The sequence below is a fragment of the Tepidiforma bonchosmolovskayae genome, assembly GCF_008838325.1.
Lineage (GTDB): Bacteria > Chloroflexota > Dehalococcoidia > Tepidiformales > Tepidiformaceae > Tepidiforma > Tepidiforma bonchosmolovskayae.
On the sequence record NZ_CP042829.1, the window covers coordinates 1,328,088 to 1,347,465 of the forward strand.

At 72.5% G+C, this 19,378-nt stretch carries 15 protein-coding genes and 1 riboswitch; of the genes, 9 read left to right on the plus strand and 6 right to left on the minus strand.

Annotated elements, in window-relative coordinates:
• The first annotated feature begins 31 nt into the window (after nt 1-31).
• The 4 genes from Tbon_RS06675 to Tbon_RS06690 are packed head-to-tail and all read left to right on the plus strand — an operon-like array spanning nt 32 to nt 4,025.
• Nucleotides 32-1,447, plus strand: a complete 1,416-nt coding sequence (locus tag Tbon_RS06675; protein WP_158066909.1) for an O-antigen ligase family protein — start codon at nt 32-34, stop codon at nt 1,445-1,447.
• A gap of 39 nt (nt 1,448-1,486) precedes the next feature.
• Complete coding sequence (gene cofD / locus Tbon_RS06680) at nt 1,487-2,419, plus strand: 2-phospho-L-lactate transferase (protein ID WP_158066910.1); 933 nt, start codon at nt 1,487-1,489, stop codon at nt 2,417-2,419.
• Nucleotides 2,416-3,075 (plus strand): 2-phospho-L-lactate guanylyltransferase, encoded by a 660-nt coding sequence (cofC, locus tag Tbon_RS06685; RefSeq protein WP_158066911.1) that lies wholly within the window; start codon nt 2,416-2,418, stop codon nt 3,073-3,075. Before cofD ends, cofC begins: the two co-directional genes overlap by 4 nt.
• The gene (locus Tbon_RS06690) at nt 3,072-4,025 is read left to right on the plus strand and encodes an ABC transporter substrate-binding protein (protein WP_158066912.1); all 954 of its coding nucleotides are present in this window, start codon (nt 3,072-3,074) and stop codon (nt 4,023-4,025) included. Before cofC ends, Tbon_RS06690 begins: the two co-directional genes overlap by 4 nt.
• Here the strand turns inward: Tbon_RS06690 and Tbon_RS06695 are convergent.
• The 4 genes from Tbon_RS06695 to Tbon_RS06710 all read right to left on the minus strand — a co-directional run bounded on the left by Tbon_RS06695 (nt 4,022) and on the right by Tbon_RS06710 (nt 8,218).
• Nucleotides 4,022-5,179, minus strand: a complete 1,158-nt coding sequence (locus Tbon_RS06695; protein WP_158066913.1) for a phosphotransferase — start codon at nt 5,177-5,179, stop codon at nt 4,022-4,024. The genes Tbon_RS06690 and Tbon_RS06695 overlap by 4 nt on opposite strands.
• 80 nt (nt 5,180-5,259) lie before the next feature.
• Nucleotides 5,260-5,754, minus strand: a complete 495-nt coding sequence (locus tag Tbon_RS06700) for a hypothetical protein (RefSeq protein WP_158066914.1) — start codon at nt 5,752-5,754, stop codon at nt 5,260-5,262.
• A 57-nt stretch (nt 5,755-5,811) separates the two neighbouring features.
• Nucleotides 5,812-7,143: a tetratricopeptide repeat protein gene (locus Tbon_RS06705; protein WP_192498211.1), complete on the minus strand. Its 1,332-nt coding sequence runs from the start codon at nt 7,141-7,143 to the stop codon at nt 5,812-5,814.
• Nucleotides 7,144-7,201: 58 nt separating this feature from the next.
• Nucleotides 7,202-8,218: an exonuclease/endonuclease/phosphatase family protein gene (locus Tbon_RS06710; protein WP_158066916.1), complete on the minus strand. Its 1,017-nt coding sequence runs from the start codon at nt 8,216-8,218 to the stop codon at nt 7,202-7,204.
• Between the two features lie 422 nt (nt 8,219-8,640).
• Here Tbon_RS06710 and ileS point away from each other — a divergent pair, with 422 nt between their 5' ends.
• Together ileS and Tbon_RS13810 are read left to right on the plus strand one after the other, a co-directional pair.
• Entirely contained in the window at nt 8,641-11,886 is a 3,246-nt protein-coding gene (gene ileS / locus Tbon_RS06715) for an isoleucine--tRNA ligase (protein WP_158066917.1), read from the plus strand.
• Between the two features lie 82 nt (nt 11,887-11,968).
• A riboswitch (cyclic di-AMP (ydaO/yuaA leader) is annotated at nt 11,969-12,103 on the plus strand.
• Nucleotides 12,104-12,182: 79 nt separating this feature from the next.
• Nucleotides 12,183-13,511, plus strand: a complete 1,329-nt coding sequence (locus Tbon_RS13810; protein ID WP_192498212.1) for an MFS transporter — start codon at nt 12,183-12,185, stop codon at nt 13,509-13,511.
• Nucleotides 13,512-13,515: 4 nt separating this feature from the next.
• On the opposite strand, the gene Tbon_RS06725 is transcribed toward Tbon_RS13810, so the two are convergent.
• Nucleotides 13,516-14,346 (minus strand): alpha/beta fold hydrolase, encoded by an 831-nt coding sequence (locus tag Tbon_RS06725; protein ID WP_158066918.1) that lies wholly within the window; start codon nt 14,344-14,346, stop codon nt 13,516-13,518.
• Nucleotides 14,347-14,446: 100 nt separating this feature from the next.
• Here Tbon_RS06725 and Tbon_RS06730 point away from each other — a divergent pair, with 100 nt between their 5' ends.
• From Tbon_RS06730 to Tbon_RS06740, 3 genes are all read left to right on the plus strand, one after another.
• Nucleotides 14,447-15,880: an acetate--CoA ligase family protein gene (locus Tbon_RS06730; RefSeq protein WP_192498213.1), complete on the plus strand. Its 1,434-nt coding sequence runs from the start codon at nt 14,447-14,449 to the stop codon at nt 15,878-15,880.
• Between the two features lie 36 nt (nt 15,881-15,916).
• A complete protein-coding gene (locus Tbon_RS06735; RefSeq protein WP_158066920.1) occupies nt 15,917-16,711 on the plus strand; it encodes a class I SAM-dependent methyltransferase in 795 nt (264 codons plus the stop codon).
• A 64-nt stretch (nt 16,712-16,775) separates the two neighbouring features.
• Entirely contained in the window at nt 16,776-18,143 is a 1,368-nt protein-coding gene (locus tag Tbon_RS06740; protein WP_158066921.1) for an NAD-dependent malic enzyme, read from the plus strand.
• Here the strand turns inward: Tbon_RS06740 and Tbon_RS06745 are convergent.
• Nucleotides 18,122-19,288: an esterase/lipase family protein gene (locus Tbon_RS06745; RefSeq protein WP_158066922.1), complete on the minus strand. Its 1,167-nt coding sequence runs from the start codon at nt 19,286-19,288 to the stop codon at nt 18,122-18,124. The genes Tbon_RS06740 and Tbon_RS06745 overlap by 22 nt on opposite strands.
• Nucleotides 19,289-19,378 lie beyond the last annotated feature (90 nt).

The following is a 19,378-nucleotide window of genomic DNA, read 5'->3' on the forward strand; positions in this document are numbered from 1 at the left end:
GGTCAATCGTGACGCGCTTCACGAGGTTCGCGTGCCCCATCTCGACCTCGCGCTCATCGTACTCGTCCAGGCGGCCCTCCTCGCCGCCGTGGTCATCCTCCGCGAGCCGAAGCTGCTCATCCCCGCGGTCGTCATCGGCCTCCCCGTCGAGTACCTCCAGACGCAGACGGTCGACACGCTCGGCGAGGGCGGCATCGGCGGGGCGATCCGCGCCATGCTCAACCCCGGCAAGGCCGCCATGGCGGCCACCGTCGTCATCGCCCTCTGGCGCGCCCGGTACGAGCCGCGGCGGCTCCTTCCGCGGAGCGGGGTGCTCCTTCCGGCGCTCGTCATCCTCTTCCTGTCGGTCGTCGGCCTCGCCTGGTCCGACCTGCAGCGGCCGAACAACGCCGTCCTCATCCTCGTGCTGTATGTGGCGTTCGTCTTCGCCGCGCCGTCGCTCATCGAAGACCGGCGCGACCTCGAGCGGGTGCTCGCGGCGTTCTTCCTTGCGGCAATCGGGCTTTCGCTCCTGGCTGTGGCCCAGCGGCTGCTCGGCGTCTTCCAGTGGCGGGCCATCCTCGTCCAGTCCGATGCCTACAGCTACCGCTCGAACGCCACCTTCGCCGACCCGAACAACCTGGCGCGCTACCTCGCGATAACGATGGCGCTGGCGGCGGCCAGCCTCCTCGCCCTGGGGCCGCGCCGGCTGACGGTCTACCTCGCCGCGCCGGCGCTCGTGCTCTCCGCGCCCGCGCTCATCGCCACCGCCTCCCGCTCGGGCTGGCTCGGCATGCTGATGGCGAGCTTCATCGTGGTGGTCCTGGCGCCTGTGCCGCGCTACACGAAAGTCCGCATCAACGTCGCCGCCTTCGGCACGCTCGGTGCCCTCCTCAGCCTGCTCCTCATCCAGGGCGGCTCCGATGCGGCCCGCGTCCGTTCGCTCGCCAGCGGGCTCGATGTTGTCCTCGGCGTCCGCCGGTTCCTCATCCGCGCGGGCTGGGAGATGTGGAAGGATAACCCGCTCGTCGGCGTCGGGACCGGCGGCTACCAGAACGCCCTGGTCACGGTCTACAACTATGTGATGCCCGCCTGGGCGAAGACCTCGCTCTCCCACACCTCATTCATCAGCATCCTCGCCGAATGGGGGCTGGTCGGCGTCGCGGCCTTCGCCTTCTTCGCGGGCAGGGTCGGGGCTTCCTGCGCGCGCATCTACCGCAGCGCCGGCGACCCCTTCGAGCGGATGCTCGGGGGCTGGCTCATCGCCGCCTTCGTCGAAATCCTCTTCCAGTCGCAGTCCGAGGGCCGGCTGTTCGAGGAGCCGTACCTCTGGCTGCTGCTCGCGCTGGTCGCCGCGCTCGAAGCCGGCGCCGCCCGGCGCGCGCCCGCTGCCGCGCCCGCCGCCGCGGACGCGCCCGCTGCAGCCGCGCCTGCTCCGCCCCGCGAGCCGGCGCCGGCCCCGGCCTGATCGCAGCCATCCCTCCCGGGCGGTAGCATGGAGCCCGCCATGTACACGGTCCTTGCCGGCGGCGTCGGAGCCTCCCGCTTCCTCCAGGGGCTCGCCGCGGCCGTCCCCCAGCGCGAGATCGCCGTCATCTCCAACACCGGCGACGACCTCGAATTCGCAGGGCTCCACGTTTCGCCCGATACCGACATCGTCATCTACGCACTCGCCGGCGCCGTGAACCCCGAGACCGGCTGGGGGCTCGCCGGCGATACCTTCGCCGTCGTCGAAGCGCTCGAGCGGTTCGGCTACCCGCGCTGGTTCAACCTCGGCGACCGCGACCTCGCGATGTCGCTCCACCGGACCCGCCTCCTCCGCGAGGGCTGGCCCGTGCACCGCATCACCGCCGACCTGGCCCGCGCCTGGGGCCTCGAAATCCGCCTCCTGCCGATGAGCGACGACCCGGTCCGCACGGTCATCGAAGGGCCGGAGGGCGAGCTGCCGTTCCAGGAGTACATGGTCCGCCTGCGGACGGATGTGGAGGTCCGGGGCTTCCGCTTCGCCGGCGCGGAGGCGGCCCGCCCGGCCCCGGGCGTGCTCGAAGCGATCCGCGAGGCCAGGGCCGTCATCCTCGCGCCGAGCAACCCGTTCGTCAGCATTGGGCCGATCCTCGCCGTCCCCGGCATCCGCGAGGCGCTGGCCGCCACCCGCGCCCGCCGGGCCGCCATCAGCCCGATCATCGCCGGGCAGGTGGTCAAGGGCCCGGCCGCGAAGATGCTCGCCTCGCTCGGCCACGAGGTCTCGGCCCTCGGCGTGGCCCGGCTCTACCGCGGGCTCATCGACCTCTTCGTGCTCGATACGGCCGATGCAGCGCTCGCGACCGAAGTCGAGGCGCTCGGCATGCGCGCCCTCGTCACCGAGACGCTGATGACGACCGCCGAGCGGAAGCGCGCGCTCGCCGCTGCGGTCCTCGCCGCGCTGGAGGCTGCCCCGTGACCCTCCCGGTCCTCATCCCCGTCAACCGGCTCGAACAGGCCAAAGGCCGCCTCGCTCCCCTCCTCACCGAGGCCGAGCGCGAGGAGCTGGCGCTCATCACCGCAGAGACCGTGGCCCACGCCGCCGGCGCCGACGCCGTCATCCTCACCGCCGACCCGCGGGTGATCGAGCGGATGGCCGGGCGCTACCGCGTCCTCGCTGAAGACCCGGCCGTGCACGGCCTGAACGGCCAGCTCGAACGCGCGATCGCACGGCTCCAGGCCGACGGCACCGTCGCCGACCGCCTCCTCATCCTTCACGCCGACCTTCCCCTCGTGCGCGGCTGGACCATCGCAACGCTTGCGGAGGAGGACGACGGCCCCGGCTGTGTCGTCATGGTGCGCAGCGCCGACGGCGGCACCAACGCGATGCTCCTCCACCCGCCGGGCCGCTTCCGGCTCGCCTACGGGCCGGGCAGCTTCGAACGGCACGCGGCCGCCGCCCGCGCCGCCGGACTGCGCGTCGTCGAAAGCCCGAACCGCGAACTGCAGCTCGACCTCGATACCCCGGCCGATGTCGCCGCCCTCCTCGCGACGGCCCGGGGCCAGCAGACGGCCGCCGGCCACTACCTCCTCGCCATCGGGGCCGACCGGCGCCTCGCGGCAGCGCAGACATGAGGCGGCTCCTCCCGGCGCTCGCTGCCGCGCTCCTGTTCGCCGGGGCCGCCTGCGGCTCCGAACGGCCGCAGGCGCCGCCCCGCCCGACGCCGACCCCCACCCTCGCCGGGAGCGGGCCGGCCGGCGACCGCGTCGTGACCGACATGGCCGGCCGCGCGGTGCGCCTCCCTGCCAGGGTGGAGCGCGTTGTGGTCACCGCCCCCGCCGCGGCCGACTACGCGCGCGCCCTCGGGCTCGAGGTCATCGGCCAGCCTTCCGACATCCCCCCGGCGGCCGGGGCGCAGCCGGTGGGCAGCACGCTCAACCCCGATTTCCCCGCCATCGCCGCGCTCGCGCCGGACCTCGTCATCGGCGACGCCGCCGTGCAGGGCGCGCGCATCGCCGATTTCGACCGGTTCACGCTTCCCGTCTACCTCGTGAAAGCCGCGGACTACCTGTCGATCCTCGACGCCATCGAGCGGCTCGGTGGCGCCGTGGGCCGGGAGGGGGACGCCGCCGCCCTCCGCGCCGACGTCGAAGCGCGCGTTGTCGCCGCCGCGCTGGCCGCCCGGGAGCGCCGCGGGGCCGCCGGTCCGCGGGTGCTCGTCCTCACTGGCGCCGGCCGCGATACCTTCGCCGCCGGCCCCGCGACCTACGTGGGCAACCTGCTCAGCATCCTCGGCGCCGAGAACGCCCTGCCGAACCCGCCCGAGGGCGGACCGCTGCCCGGCTTCGGCGTCATCGATGCCGGGCAGGCCGCGCTCCTCCGGCCGGATGTCGTGCTCATCCTCCCCGCGGGCGACGGGAGCCTCGAGTCGCGCATCCGGAGCGACCCGGCGTGGTCCGCCGCACCCGCCGTCCGCAGCGGCCGCGTCTACGTGCTCGACCGGATGCTCTTCCTGCGCGCGCCCGGCCCGCGGGTCGCCGAGGCGGTCGAAACGCTCCTCGAGCTGCTCTACCCAGCGCGCTAGGCCTGCTGCCGGGCCGCTGCCGCCTCGAGCACCAGCGGGTGGGGCCGCTCCTCGAGCGTATCCAGCACGTCGTACGCCTCGAGGTCGAGGATCGCGTCCAGGGCCCGGCGGAGCATCGCCCGGGCCAGCGCCAGCCCGCGCTCGTTCGCGAGGTCGATCGACCCGCACGAGACCACCGGGTAGGTGAGGCACCACATGACGGTCATCCGGTAGTCGTCCCAGCACTGTTCCCAGCTGTAGTCCCGCACGCCGTGCTCCACCAGCGTCTCGTGGTAGGCGCGGACAATGTCCCGCTCGTGCGCCCGGCGGATGGGCGTATCGACCGACTGGCTCATGAAGTAGCCGATGTCGTACGGGCCGCGGGCTTTGATGGCGATCTGCCAGTCGACCAGCGTGAGCGGCGCGTCGCCCTCGGGGCTGCCCCAGAAGACATTGTCGAGCCGGAGGTCGCCGTGGCAGAGCGTCTCAGGCGCCTGCGAGAAGCGGTCCTGCATCGGGTTCATCCGGTGCATGTACCGGAGGACGAGGTCGCGCTCGAATTCGCTCAGTTCGCCGCCGAAGTTCTGGAGGAACGGTTCGACGGCCTGCGCGAAGGCGACGGCGGCCATCAGGTTGACGGGGTCGTTCCCGCGCGGGATCCAGTCGAGCGCGGCGAGCTCGGGCGCGTTCCACCAGCGGGCGTGCAGTTTCCCGACCTCGCGCACGAGCGTGAAGCACTCCTCGGCCGAGGCCCCGGCCACCTGGTCGCCCAGGCGCAGCCCGGCGAGGTCCTCCATCAGGATGATGTACTGCACCGATTCGGGGTCGCCGGCCGTGTAGTACGCCCGCGCGCTGCGGACGCCGATCCGGTGGGCCAGCTCGTCGTAGATCCGCCGCTCCTTCTCGTAGAAGCCGAGCATGTGGGCCACGCCCCGGCCGCCGGGGTCCGCCGTCGGGATCTTCGCGATGAGCGTCCGCGGGGCGCCCGGCTCCTCCCGGTCGTAGACAAGCGTGATGCGGGCGAGTTCGCCGAGAATGCCCACCCCCTCGCCGATCCGCTGGCGCGGCGCCTCGATGACGCGGGCCTCGCGCAGGTGGCCGCGCTCGCGCAGCGCGGCGGTCAGCCACTCCGGCGTGACCTCATCCATCGTGGCGGGAATCGAAAGGCTGGTCATTCAGCAAACCCCCGGGCGAACAGATTCGTGGAATCTATCACCCGGGGGCGTTGGGGGCGATGCGCCCGGTGCGGTCCGGCTTACAGCTGCGGCGGCGGCGCCGTTGTCGGCTGGCGCAGCTCCACCCAGAGCAGCGCCACGATGGCGGAGACGACCGTGAGGCCCAGCGAGATCCCGCCGAGCGCCGCCACAATCCGCCGCGTGTCGCGGCTGACTTCGTCGATGTCGCCGAGGAAGACCGAGACGGTGAAGATGCCCGTGAGCAGCAGGAAGCCGCCGGGCACGGCGAGCGCCTCCCACTTCCCGCGGTACATCAGGTGGCCGAAGGCGAGCCCCGCAATCGCGAAGAAGGGGATGAACGAGACGAGCCACTCGCGGTGCTTGTCCCACGAGTCGCGCAGTTCGAAGAGGGCCACGGTGAAGATGACCGAGAAGGCGACGCCCATGCCGAGCCCCCAGAAGCGGCCCGTGAGCTCGCGCCAGCCGATCGGCGGGCGCTTCGGGCGGGTCGCCCGGTCGTGGATGTACGTCGATTTCTGCGGTTCGAACGGTGCGGGAAGCGAAAAGTCGGCCATCGTGGGGCGATTGTGGCCGGATTCCGGGGGTAGAGGCAACCGCCGGGGCCGGCCGGCTCAGGCGGTCGCTGCCTCCCGCGCGGTGATGTGCTCCAGCCAGCGGCGGTCGCGGCCGTTCGGGCGCCGGTCGAGCCGCTCCTCGAGAATGGCGCGTGCCTGTTCGAGCCGCCCGGCCCGCGCGCACGCCTCGATCAGGGTCTCCTCGAAGACGTCGCGCTGGGCATGGCTCCCGCCGAGGCGGACCACCTCCGGCCGGGCGAGCTGGAAGAGGTTCGCCGCCCGGTCCCAGTCGCCGTGGGCGAAGGCGAGGTACCCCTCGGCCAGCGTCACGAGGACCGGCCCCGCGTACACCTTTCCGCCGGCCACCCGGTCGCGCAGCTGGCCGACGAGCGCCGTCAGCCGGGCGGTGTCGTTCACCGCGCACCAGGCGATGAGGCAGTGGGCGTCGGCCCAGGTCGTCCCCGGCCGCGGGAACCAGGCGGCGGCGTACTCCGCGACCTCGGCCCACGGGAGGTCGGCCGCCGGCCGCTCGGTGAGCGTGCACCGCCAGAGGAGCGAGGCCGCATCGGCGATGGTGCCCAGCGGCGGCGAGGTGGCCACCGACGGCCGGATCACCCGGTCGTACAGGTCGAGGACGCGCGCGAAGTTCCCGGCCGCCAGCTCGAAGAGGGCGAGGTGCCAGTGATTGTGGACGTAGAGCTGGTGGGCAGGGTCGTAGCCGACGAGCCACTCCCGGAGGAAGGCCGCGCCGCCCTCGGCGTCGCCGGTTTCGTAGGCGATATGGGCGACGGTGTGCGATGCGTGGCCGTTGCGCGGGTTCCCGGCCAGCGAGCGCTCCACCGCCTGCTGCGCTTCGCGGTGGCGGAACAGCTCGTTGTAGGCGAAGGCGATCTGCGAGAGGAACCACCAGTCGTCGCCGTAGGCCCCGGCGAGCGGTTCGAGCAGGGCGAGCTGCTCCTCGTTCCGCTCCAGCCGCCCGCTGAAGCCGATGAGCCCGTACACGCCCGTGGCCTGCGAGAGCACGAAGGCGTCGCGCGGGAACTCCGCCACGTGGGCGCGGACCTTCTCGAGCGCGCCGCGGGGGTCGCCTGCGACGGCCGTGGCGATCGCCTCGACGTGCTGGCGTTCGCGCCGCGTCGCCCCGCCGACCACCTGCAGGGCGCGGTCGGCGGCCTCGCGGGCTTCGGCCGGCCGTGCCCGGAACTGGAGCATCCGCGCCTCAGCGATGTGGGCGAGCGCGAAGCCCGGGTCTTCGAGCCGCGCTTCGCGGAAGCAGGCCTCGGCCTCCGCCTCGGCGGCGAGCGCGTGGTCCAGCCCGCGGCAGTAGGCCTCGGCGGCCCGCGGCGAGCCGGTCGAAAGTTCGAGCCCGTAGCGGTCGGTCAAGGGCATGAGCGTTCCCCCGGCAGCGTGGGGGCATTCTAGGGCAGCCGGCGCGCGCCCGCGCGGGCTACTGGCCGCTCCCCTTCGGCACGGGGAAGAGCGCCCAGACCCCGTTGTGGTCGCTGGCATAAAGCGGCCGTCCGTCCGGCAGCCGGCCCGGCTTCGTCGCAAAGGCGGCGGCCACCGAGGCCCGCCACCCTGCCGAGAGGATGAACGACGTCCGCACCGTCGGCTCCGGCTGGTCGCCGATGACGCCCGGGCGGCAGCAGGTCGGCGGGTCGATGCCGGCCAGCGGGTCCTCGAAGCCGAGGCCAATCAGCGCCTGGTACGCCGGCGAGCCCGGCGGGTCGGAGAGGTCGGCGAGGATGATCGCCGGCCCGCCGGTCCGCTGCTTCCGGACGAACTCGGCGAACGACTCCGCCTGCTGGCCGCGCAGCCGTTCGCCCCCGCCTGTCAGGTGGGTGATGAAGACGTCGACCGTGCCCACGGCCGACGGCCCCTTGATGCGGACGTGGAGCGCGGCCCGCCCTTCGGTCTCGCTGGTCCGCGGGTTCAGCCACGCCGGCGTCGCGCCGAGCACCACCCACCGGTCGCTGCGGACCAGCACCAGCTCGCCTTCCTCGAAGCCGATCTGCTTCGCAAGCTCCCGGTTCTGCTGCTCGGTGCGGCCCGCAAACCACGGGTTCGCCTGCACGAAGAGCGGCTCCATCTTCAGCTCCGCAGCGAGCTTCGCCACCGCCGAGCCGTGCTTCGCCGTCCACGTGGCCTCGCTGAAGCCGACGAGGTCGGGCCGGTAGCTCCGCAGCTCATCGATGACGAGCTGGAGCCGCTGGTCGAAGGTGTCGCCGGCGCTCGTGTCGTTCGCGTCGGTCTGGACCGGGCTCATCAGGTTGATGAAGGCGACCCGGAACTCGGTCGGCTCGGGCGTCGGCTCGGGCGTGGGCACGGGCCGGGTCGGGGTGGGCTCCGGCGTCTCGACCGGCCGGGCGTAGCTGTCCGAGGGCGTGCTGCTCGAGCAGGCGGCGAGCCCGGCCCAGGCCACGGCCGCGAGCAGGCCGACAAGGGCCGCGCGCCGGGTCAGCATTGACATTCCCCCGCGGGCGCTGCTGTAGTGGAAGCCATCGGCGATGACGGAGACGAGTAGCGCCGCATCGGCCGTCCAGCGAGCCCCGGCAGGTGGAAGGGGGCACGGCACGGCAGCGCGAATATCCCTCCCGAGCCCCCGGCCGAACGGCGCCCCGCGCGCCCAGTAGACCCGGGCGGAGGCCCACCGTTACCAGGGGCTGGGGCGTGCCGGCGCCCCACGAGTGCCCGCCGCAGGGCGGGAACCAGGGTGGTACCGCGGGCGCGCGCGCTCGTCCCTGGAGCGGGGGCAGGCGCGCGTTGTCGTGTCCGGGCCTCCATGCGCGCATCCATCTCGCCGAAGGGTACGATACCGCCGCCCGCCGCGGCCTTCTCCCTCGCACCCCGGGGCGTCAACTCCTGCGTTCTGCATCGGAGGCCACCGTGTTCCGTTCTGTCGACCCGAAGGTCAGCTTCCCCGAGCTCGAAGCGCGCATCCTCCAGTTCTGGAAGGAGCACCGCATCTTCGAAAAGAGCATCGAGCAGCGCCCGGAAGACCGCCTCTTCGTCTTTTACGAAGGCCCGCCCACGGCCAACGCCCGCCCGGGCATCCACCACGTCCTCTCTCGCGTCTTCAAGGACCTCATCCCGCGCTATAAGACGATGCGCGGCTACCGCGTCCCACGGAAAGGCGGCTGGGATACCCACGGCCTGCCCGTAGAACTCGAAATCGAAAAGGAGCTCGGACTCAAATCCAAGCCCGAGATCGAGGAGTACGGCATCGCCGCCTTCAATGAGAAGTGCAAGGAGTCCGTCTCCCGCTACGTGGAGGAGTGGACCCGCCTAAGCGAGCGGATCGCCTTCTGGGCCGACTACGACAACCCCTACGTCACCTACGACAACGGCTACATCGAAACCTGCTGGTGGATCTTCAAGCAGCTCTGGGAGGCCGGCTTCGTCTACCAGGACTACCGCTCGACGCCCCACTGCCCCCGCTGCGGCACCAGCCTGAGCGACCACGAAGTCGCCCTCGGCTACCAGGACGACGTGCCCGACCCCTCCGTCTTCGTGAAGTTCCGCATCCCCGGCGATGCCCTCGCCGCCGCAGGCTTCCGCACCGAAAAGCCGCTCGCCCTCGTGGCGTGGACCACCACCCCGTGGACGCTCCCCGGCAACGTCGCCCTCGCCGTCAAGAGCGATGCCTCCTACGGCGTCTACGACCTCGGCGAGGAGGCCGTGGTGCTCGCCGAGGCGCTCGCCCCGCGGGTGCTCGGCGAGGGCGCGCAGCCGGCCGCTTCGCTCCGCGGCGAGCAGCTCGTCGGCATCGCCTACGAGCCGCTCTACCGGCCCGAGCTGCTCGGCCACCCGGTCCGCCGGTTCGACGACGACGGCCGCCTCCGCCCGCTCGCACCCGGCGAAGCGACCGACGGCCTCCGCCGGGTCATCGCCGCCGACTACGTCTCCCTCGAGGACGGGTCGGGCATCGTCCACATCGCCCCGGCCTTCGGCGGCGAGGACTTCGAAGAGGGCAAGCACTACCGCCTCCTCTTCGCCCAGCCGATCGACCTCCGCGGCATCATGGCCGAGGGGCTGCCCGGCGCCGGCAAATTCGCCAAGCAGGCCGACCGCGACATCGAGCGCGACCTCGAAGAGCGCGGCCTGCTGCTCAAGAAGGGCACCATCCGCCACACCTACCCCTTCTGCTGGCGCTGCGGCACCCCGCTCCTCTACTACGCGAAGCCGAGCTGGTACCTCCGCACCACGGCCCTCCGCGAGCAGCTCCTGGCCGGAAACGAACGGATCAACTGGTACCCCGAGCACATCAAGCACGGCCGCTTCGGCAACTGGCTCGCGAACAACATCGACTGGGCCGTCAGCCGCGAGCGGTACTGGGGCACGCCCCTCCCCTTCTGGCGGTGCGACGCCTGCGGCGAGGCGGCCTGCATCGGCTCCCGCGCCGAGCTCATCGAGCGGGCCGAAGACCCGGAGGCCGCCCGCGCCCTCGACGACCTCCACCGCCCCTTCGTCGACGCCGTCACCATCCGCTGCCCGGCCTGCGGCGGCACCGCACGGCGCGTCCCCGAGGTGGCCGACGCGTGGTTCGACAGCGGCGCGATGCCCTACGCCCAGTGGCACTTCCCCTTCGTGCACGAGGCGGAGTTCCAGCGCCACTTCCCGGCCGACTTCATCTGCGAGGCGATCGACCAGACCCGCGGCTGGTTCTATACCCTCCACGCCGAGGCCACGCTCCTCCACGCCGCCGGCGCCATCCCCGACGGCATCGCCTACCGCAACGTCATCTGCCTCGGCCACATCAACGACGAAAAAGGCAACAAGATGTCGAAGAGCCGGGGCAACACGGTCGACCCGTGGACTGTCATCGACCGCCACGGCGCCGATGCAACCCGCTGGTACATGTACGCCGCCAGCCCCGCCGGCTCACCCCGCCGCTTCAGCGCCGGCCTCGTCGAAGAGGGCCTCCGCCGCTTCCTCCTCACCCTCTGGAACACCTATAGCTTCTTCGTCAGCTACGCCAGCATCGACGGCTTCCGCCCCTCCGGCCGCTGGGAGCCGGCCGCCGAGATCGACCGCTGGCTTCTGAGCGAACTGAACGCCCTCGTCGCCAAAGTCACCGACGAGCTCGAACAGTACGACCCGACCGACGCCGCCCGCGCCATCGAGGCGTTCGTCGACGACCTTTCGAACTGGTACGTCCGCCGCTCCCGCCGCCGCTTCTGGCGCGGCGCCACCGAGGGCGACGCAGACAAGCAGAGCGCCTACGAAACGCTCTACGCAGCCCTCACCACCCTCGCGAAGCTGCTCGCGCCGTTTACCCCGTTCGTCGCCGAGGAGCTCTGGCAGAACCTCGTCCGCACGGTCGACCCCGCCGCTCCCGAGAGCGTCCACCTCGCGGCGTGGCCCGAGCCACACCCGGCGCGCATCGATGACCGCCTGAACGCCGAGACGCAGCTCGTCAAGCGGCTCTGCTCCCTGGGCCGCGCGGCCCGCGCGAAGGCCCAGATCAAGGTCCGCCAGCCGGTCGCCGAGGTCGTCGTGAAGCTCCGCGACGCCGCCGAGGCCGCGGTCGTCGAACGGAACCGGCACCTCGTCCTCGAAGAGCTGAACGCGAAGGCGCTCCGCATCGTCGAGGACGAAACGGCCGTGGTGGCCTACGACGTGAAGCCGAACCTCCCCGTCCTCGGGCCGAAGCACGGGCAGGCGCTGGGCGCCATCCGGCAGGGGCTCGCCGCCATGGACCCGGCCGAGGTCGCCGCCGCCGTCCGCCGCGGCCGGGCCATCACAATCGCCGGCATCGAACTGGAGCCCGGCGACATCCTCCTGCAGGCGCAGGACCGTGAGGGGTACGCCGCCGCACAGGAGGCCGGCTACACCGTGGCCGTGGCGACCGCCATCACGCCCGAGCTCGCCGACGAGGGGCTCGCCCGCGAAATCGTCCGCCGGCTGCAGGACCTCCGCCGCGAGGCCGGCTTCGAACTTGCCGACCGGATCATCGCGTGGGTCGCCGGCGACGCCGATGTGGCCCGCGTGCTGGAGCGCCACGGCGCCTACATCCGCGGCGAGACGCTCGCCCTCGAGCTCCGCAGCGAGGAGCCGCCCGCCGACGCGACCCGTTCCGAGGACGACCTCGAAGGCACCCGGGTGGTCTTCGGCGTCCGCCGGGCCGGCTGAGCGGCGGCATGGCCGCCCCGGCGACGGCCGTTCGTTTGTCATCCGTGAACGAGACGCATACGGGCCGTTCATGTGGCGCGTATACTGTGCGAAGCCGAATCTCCGCCCACGCGGAGAGCGGGGGACCCAACGCACGGGGTGAATCGCGCGCGAGCGCGTAGGCAACTCCCAATGCCGAACCCGTCAGCTAACCTCGCAGGCTCTTGGGAGAGACGCGGAAGCTGCACGTCCCGTCTCTCGAGGCCACCGGCCGCACCGCACCCGGCGCGGCCACCGGACCGTTACGGGGGAACGGGATGGATGCCCGCGAGCCGTCATCGCTTCGCTTCGAACGCGCCCTGAGCTACGCCGCGCGGTTCACCGCGCAGACCTCCCAGAACATCTGGCTGGCCGCGCTCTTCCTCGTCGCCGGCACAGGGGCGAAGCCCGCGCTCGACCTCTCGAGCCTCTTCATCGCCATGCTCCTGCCGTCGATCCTGCTCGGCCTGCCGGGCGGGTCCGTCGCAGACCGGCTCGGGCCGGGCAGGGGGTACGCCCTCGGCGCGCTCCTGCGCTTCCTGCCGGTGGCCGCCGGCATCTGGCTGCTCGATGGCGGCACCAGCGCGTGGGTGCTCGCCTTCCTCTACTCCACCGGCTCGCAGGTGTTCACCCCGGCCGAGCTCGCCCTCGTCCGCCCGCTCCAGGCGAGCCGTGTCGGCCGGGTCCACTCCTGGCTGGCGGCGCTCCAGTACGCGGGCCAGGGCGCCGGGATGCTGGTCCTCGCCCCGGCGCTCTACTTCCTCGGCGGTCCCACGGCCATGGTTATCGGCGCTGCGGTCGGCATGTCCCTCCTCTTCGCGCTGACCGTGGTGCTGGCCGTCCGTGTCGCACCGCTGGCCCGGGCGTTCGCTGCCGGGAGCGCCCGGGCCGCCCTCAGCTTCCGCGAAACGGTGGCGTTCTTCGGCCGCGAATCGCTCGCCCGCTACGCCCTCGTCGCCCTTGGGCTGAAGATGGTCGTCTCGAAGGGCATCGTTGTGGCGCTCCCGTTCTACCTCGAGCGCGACCTCGGCCTCGGCTGGCAGGCGATGGCGTACCTCTTCGCGCCGGGCATCCTCGGCGTGCTGGCCGGGCTCTGGTGGTGCAGCCGCGAGCTGACGCTCGCCCGCGCCCACGAGGTGCTGCGGCTCGGGATGCTCGGGCTGCTCGCCGCGCTGGCGGCGCTCTCCGCACTCGATTACGGCATCACCGCGGTCGCCCAGTACAGCCACATCCCGCCGGTGGCCCGCCTCGAAGCCTCGATGAACACTACCTTCGCGGTCGCGATCCCCGTCGCCTTCCTGCTCGGCGTCTCCCTCTCCGGGCTCCTCATCGCCGGGCGCGTCGCCCTCACCGAGACGGCGCCTCCGGGCCAGCATGGCCGCGTCTTCGCCGTCCAGCTCACCCTCACGGAGACCGCGATTTCGCTGCCGCTGCTCGCCCTCGGCGTGGGCACCACCTACGCCGGCGCCCGCGTCACGCTCGCGGCCATGGCGCTGCTCGTCGCCGGCTTCCTCCTCCTCGCCGAGCTCGACCGGGCGCGCTGCTCCCGGCGGGCATCGAGCCCCGCCGGGGTGCTGCAGGGCGCCGCACCCTCGCCCGGGGCCTGACGGCTCAGCCCGTGAGGAACGGCCGCACGGCCTCGAGGAACTCCCGGGGCCGTTCAAGGGGGATGGAGTGCCCGGCGCCCGGGACCTCCACCAGCCGGCAGTCCGGGATCGTCGCCGCCATCCGGGCCGCAATCTCCGGCGCGAGCACGTCGCTCCGTTCGCCGCGGACGAGCAGCGTCGGCGCAGCAATCTTCGCGAGCTCCCGCCACGAGGCCTCCGGGTCCGGCCGGCTGATCGGCCGCGTCCCGTCGCGGAAGGCGCGGTCGTACCGGAACGTCCAGGTCCCGTCCTCGAGGAGGAGCAGGTTGTTCAGCGTGCGGTGGCGCGCCTCGGCAGGGTCGGCGTTCGGGTTCGCCCGGAGCGCCCGTTCGACCGCCTCATCCGGCGAGGCGAAGATGTCGGGCGCGCGAACGCCCGACTGGATGCGCGCGGCCCCTGCTGCGTGGACCTCGGGGCCGATATCGACGATGACCAGCCGCTCGACCGCCCCGGGATACCGCGCCGCGAAGAGGTACGCGTTGCGGCCGCCCATCGACAGCCCGAGCAGCGCGAACCGCTCGAGCCGGAGCGCCTGCGTGAAGGCCCGGACGTCTTCGACCATCGCGTCGGCCGAGGAGTCGTCGGCCCAGGCGCTCTCCCCGTGGCCGCGCTGGTCGAGGGCGTAGATGTGGAACTGCGGCTGCATCGCCGCCGCAAAGCTGTCCCATGAGCGGGCGTGGCTCGTGAAGCCGTGCAGCAGCACGAGCGGGGGGCGCCCGGGGTTCGGCCATTCGCGGTAGTGGAAGCGCAGGCCGCGCAGCAGGGCGTACTGGTCGAGCGGGGGCGGAAGCGTCACAGGCGGACCTCCGTCGGGAGCAGCGTCGGTGTGGGGCGGATGCTACGCCGCCGGCCGGCTGCCGCAACCCCGCAAGCCGCCCCTCCCGTACAATCCGGGCGTGAACCGGTTCCCTTCGACGCCCGACCTCGACCTCCTCTTCCGTCCCCGCTCCGTTGCTGTCGCCGGCGCCTCCACCAACGTCGACAGCCCCGGCCACGACTACCTCGAAGCGATGAAGCGGCAGGGGTTCAGCGGCCCCATCTATCCCATCAACCCGAAGGCCGACACGGTCGCCGGCCTCCGCGCCTACCCCTCCCTGCGCGAGGTGCCCGGCCAGGTCGACCTCGTGATCTCCTGCGTGCCGGCCCCCGCCGTCCCGGAGCTGGTCGAGCACTGCGGCGAAAAAGGCGTCCGCTTCCTCCACCTCTTCACCGGCCGCTTCAGCGAAACCGGCGACGCCGAGGCCGCCCGCCTCGAACAGGCGATCGCCCGCCGGGCCGCCGAACTCGGCGTCCGCATCCTCGGCCCGAACGGCATGGGGCTCTACCACCCGGCCGGAGGCCTCTCCTTCCGGCCCGACCTGCCGACCGAGCGGGGCGGCGTCGCCTTCCTCAGCCAGTCCGGCAACAACGCCGTCGAGGTCATCACCCGCGGCAACGCCCGCGGCCTCGCCTTCGGCAAGGTGGTGAACTACGGCAACGGGCTCGATATCACCCCCGGCGAACTCCTCCGCTACCTTGCCGACGACCCCGAGACCACGGTCATCGGCGGCTATGTCGAAGGCGTGCCCGACGGCCGCGGCTTCTACGAAGGGCTGCGTGCTGCCGCCGCCCGCAAGCCGGTCATCATCCACAAGGCCGGCCGCACCCGCGCCGGGGCCCGCTCCGCGGCCTCCCACACCGCTGCCCTTGCCGGACAGGCCGAGCTCTGGAGCACCGTCCTCCGCCAGGCCGGCGCCATCGAAGCCCGGAACCAGGAGCAGCTCCTCGACTTGATGGTCGGCGCCGCGCTCCTCCGCCCGCCCGCCGGCCGGAGAATCGCCATCGTGGGCGGCGGCGGCGGCCGCAGCGTCCAGTCGGCCGATGCCGCCGAAGAGAACGGCTTCGAGGTCGTGCCCCTCCCGCATGCCGTCCGCGAACGGGTCCGCGAACGCGCCCCCATGCTCGCCGACTGGGTCGGCAACCCGGTCGACCAGTCGATCCTCGCCGGCAGCGGCCTCTCCTCCAACGGCCTGCTCGAGCTGATGCTGGAGGGCGACCACTACGACCTCGCCATCGCCAACGTCGGCGAGGACTGGTTCTTCGGCCGGCCCGACGCCGCCGACCGCCTGAAGCACGCCTGCGGCCGGCTCGCCGCCATCGCCGCGGCCAGCCCGAAGCCGGTCGCCGTCGTCCTCGGGCCGACAGAGACGCGCAACCGCGACCACCGCGCGCTGGTCGACGAGGTCCGCGACGACTTCGTCGCACGGGGCATCGCCGTCTTCCCGAGCGTGGAGCGGGCCGCCTTCGCCCTCGGCCGGCTCGCCGCCGCCGCGGAGCGCCGCCGGGCGTAGCGCGCCGGCCCGCCGCCGGCAGGAAGGGTTTGCGCCATGGCCACTGACGACGTGCTCGCGCACTACACCGGGGAGGCGCTCGCCGAGCGGATCCTCGAGGCCGCCCGCGCGGCCGGCGTCCACCCCCTCACCCCGGCCGCGCTCGCCCCGGCCGACCAGTTCCACATGGGCGGCCTCCGCGCCACCCGCGAACTCGCCCGGCTCGCCGGCGTCGGCCCCGGCGACCGCGTGCTCGACCTCGGCTGCGGCCTCGGCGGGCCTGCCCGCGTGCTCGCCGCCGAGTTCGGCTGCGAGGTCACGGGCGTCGACCTCTCGCCCGAGTTCGTCCGCTCGGCTGCGGTGCTGACCGAGGCCTGTGGGCTCGGCGAACGGGCCGCCTTCCGCGTCGCCGATGCGACCGCCCTCCCCTTCGCCGATGCGAGCTTCGATGTCGTCTTCACCCAGCACGTGGTGATGAACATCGCCGACCGGCGCGCGTTCTGGTCCGAGGCGTACCGGGTGCTCCGGCCCGCCGGGCGGTTCGCCTTCTTCGATGTCATCCGCGGGCCGAACCCGGCAGAACCGGCCTACCCCCTGCCCTGGGCGCGGGACCCGTCGATCAGCTTCCTCCTCGATGCCGCCGCCACCCGCGCCCTGCTGGAGGAGGTCGGCTTCGACATCGAGGCCTGGAACCAGCCCGCGCCGCCTGCCGGCCGGCCCGATACTACCAGCCCCTTCTCCCTCCGCACCGTGATGGGCGCCGGGATGGAGGAACGGGTCGCCAACATTGCCGCCTGCATGGCCGACGGCCGCCTTGGCCTGCTCCAGGGGGTGTGCCGCCGCCCGGCCTGAGCCGCCCTCGCCCGCACGGCTGTCCCGCGCGACACTTGGGCAAATCGCTCCGCGAGCTGGCCGCATGCCCGATTCCGTCGAACCTCGCCCGATGGTGCTCCGCACCTTCCGCGTGCGCACCAGCAATCACGTTGGGGTCCTCGCCCGCGTCCTCGGCATCCTCGCCGAGCACGGCGCCTCGATCGGCGACCTCCGCACGGTGTTCATGGGCCCCCTCAGCCGCGTCCGCGATATCGAAATCGGATTCGCCGATGCCGATTCCATCGAGCCGGCCATCCGCGCCATCGAGGCCACCGGCGAAGCCCACGTCCTCGAAGTGCGCGACGAGGTGCTCGACCTCCACGTGGGCGGCAAGCTCGTCATCCGCGCCCGCCATCCCATCGCCACCGAGGCCGACCTCCGCCGCGTCTACACGCCCGGCGTCGGCGAGGTGGCCCGTCGCATCGCCGCGGAACCGGAGCTGGCCGACCACTACACCATGCGCGCGAGCACCGTTGCCATCGTCTCCGACGGCACCGCCATCCTCGGGCTCGGCAACCTCGGACCGCTCGCGGCCCTCCCCATCCTCGAAGGGAAGGCCGCCATCCTCGCTGAACTCGTCGATGTGAGCTGCGTCCCGCTCGCGGCAGGGGCCGTGCCCACCGGCGACCTCGTGCAGGCCATCGCGACCCTCGCGCACGGCTTCGGGCTCGTCCTGCTCGAAGACATTGCCGCGCCGCGCTGCTTCGAGGTCGAAGCCGGCCTCCGGGCCGCCGGTATCCCCGTCTTCCACGATGACCAGCACGGCACCGCCGCCGTCGTCCTTGCCGCCGTCATCGGCGCTGCCGGGCTGGCCGGGCTCGACCTCGCCCGCTGCCGGGTCGGCTGCGTCGGGCTTGGCGCCGCGGGCACAGCGATCGCCCGCGCACTCATGGACTACCTCGGCCGGCCCGTGTTCGGTGCCGACCTCGACCCGGCCGCCATCGAACGCTTCCGCGCTTCCGGCGGCGAACCCTCGGACCTCGCCGCGATCATGGCCACCTGCGACCTCGTCGTGGCGACAACGGGCCGCCCCGGCCTCATCGAACCGGCCATGGTTCGCCGCGGGCAGGTGATCCTCGCCCTCTCGAACCCCGTGCCCGAGATTGAGCGCGATGCCGCGATGGCCGCCGGAGCTGCGCTGGCCACCGACGGCCGGGCAACGAACAACATGCTCGCCTTCCCCGGGCTCTGCCGCGGCGGGCTCGACGCCGGTGTCCGCGAGTTCGTTCCCGCAATCTTCCGGGCTGCCGCCGAGGCGATCGTGCAGAGCGCGCCCCGCGGGCAGCTCCTCCCGCCGCCGCTGGACCGCACCGTTCACCGGCGCGTGGCCCGGGCCGTCGCCGGCGCGGCCATCGCTGCCGGGGTCGCCACCCGCGAAGTTCCGCCCGACTACATGCTCGAAGGGCGCTGACGCCCCCGCGCGCGAGCCAGCGACGCGGTCAGGAGGCACGCAACACCGGTCAGAACCAGCATGGCTCCGATCCCAGCCATGGCACCGCGCATGTTCCATGCGAGATGGTCCGTGGCCGGCGCGGCCGGGCCATTGCCCGTTGCCGGAGGCCTGGGTGCTGCCGGCGCATCTGCCGCAGCGTAACCGGCCAGGGCGGGCTCGGCCTTCACCTGCGGGGCGCCGAACACACGGCTCAGGGCGAGGTTACTCAGCTCGGTCGCCTTCGATTCGGCCGTGGCTCCCGAGACCCCCGGCACCAGCGTGCCGCAGACGCCCGGGGAAACGCGGCTCGCATCGGCCGGCCCCGGTCGGAGCAGTGCGTCGAGCACCAGGGCGAAGACCGCGCCGTCGGCCGGGAAGCCGATGTGCGCCAGCTGGCTCGCCGGGCAGAGCTCCTGCAGTTCGATATTGGCAACCCGCGAACCGGCGACGGCCTTGAGCGAGGAGCGTTCCCTCGGAGGAATAACCACGCCGTCATGACGGGAGTAAATCACCGTGTAGTCGAGGCCCGCGAATGTTTCGCCACCATTGTTCACTGCTCGAATGAGCCGCGAGCCCGGGACCATCTGCCAGATGCTTGCCCCGCAGGCCCCGCTCGCCTGGCAGATCGCTGCGGCGCTATCGGCGCCGTGGTTTGCGGGTGCAAGGCCCACCACGTCTGAGACCATGGGTCGGATATCTGGCCAGTATTTCAGTGCCCAGCGGATATCAAGTCCACCCTGGCTGTAGCCAACGAGTGCGACCTGTTGGCCGGTTTTCTCATGCATCGTGCGGACCGCGTGAACGATCCGGCCGGCGGAGACCTGAATGTCGCCCATACCAAGGTCAGCCATATCGACGGTGCACACCGCGAAGCCCTGTGCCTCAAGGGCCGGCCGGTAGCTCCAGTCCCAGTTTTCCGGGCCAGAAAGGCCGGTGCCGGGGACCAGCAGCACTGGCCAGCGGTAACTGCGCGCGAGGTTGTCGGGACAATGCAACGCTGCGGCGAGTGTCGATGCTGGCTCGGGCAGGCTCGGCCCAGGACCGTCCGCACGCGCCGACCCGCCGGTTACGACCGCGAGGGAGAACGCCACCGCCGAAAGAAGCGGCATGAGCCAGCGTGTCATGCTCCGTACCCCCATGAGTTGTGCTCGAGCTGCGGCAGCGTACGCGATGGCTGGATGGGTTGCAAGCTCGCTCCCCGCGCGCATTGACCG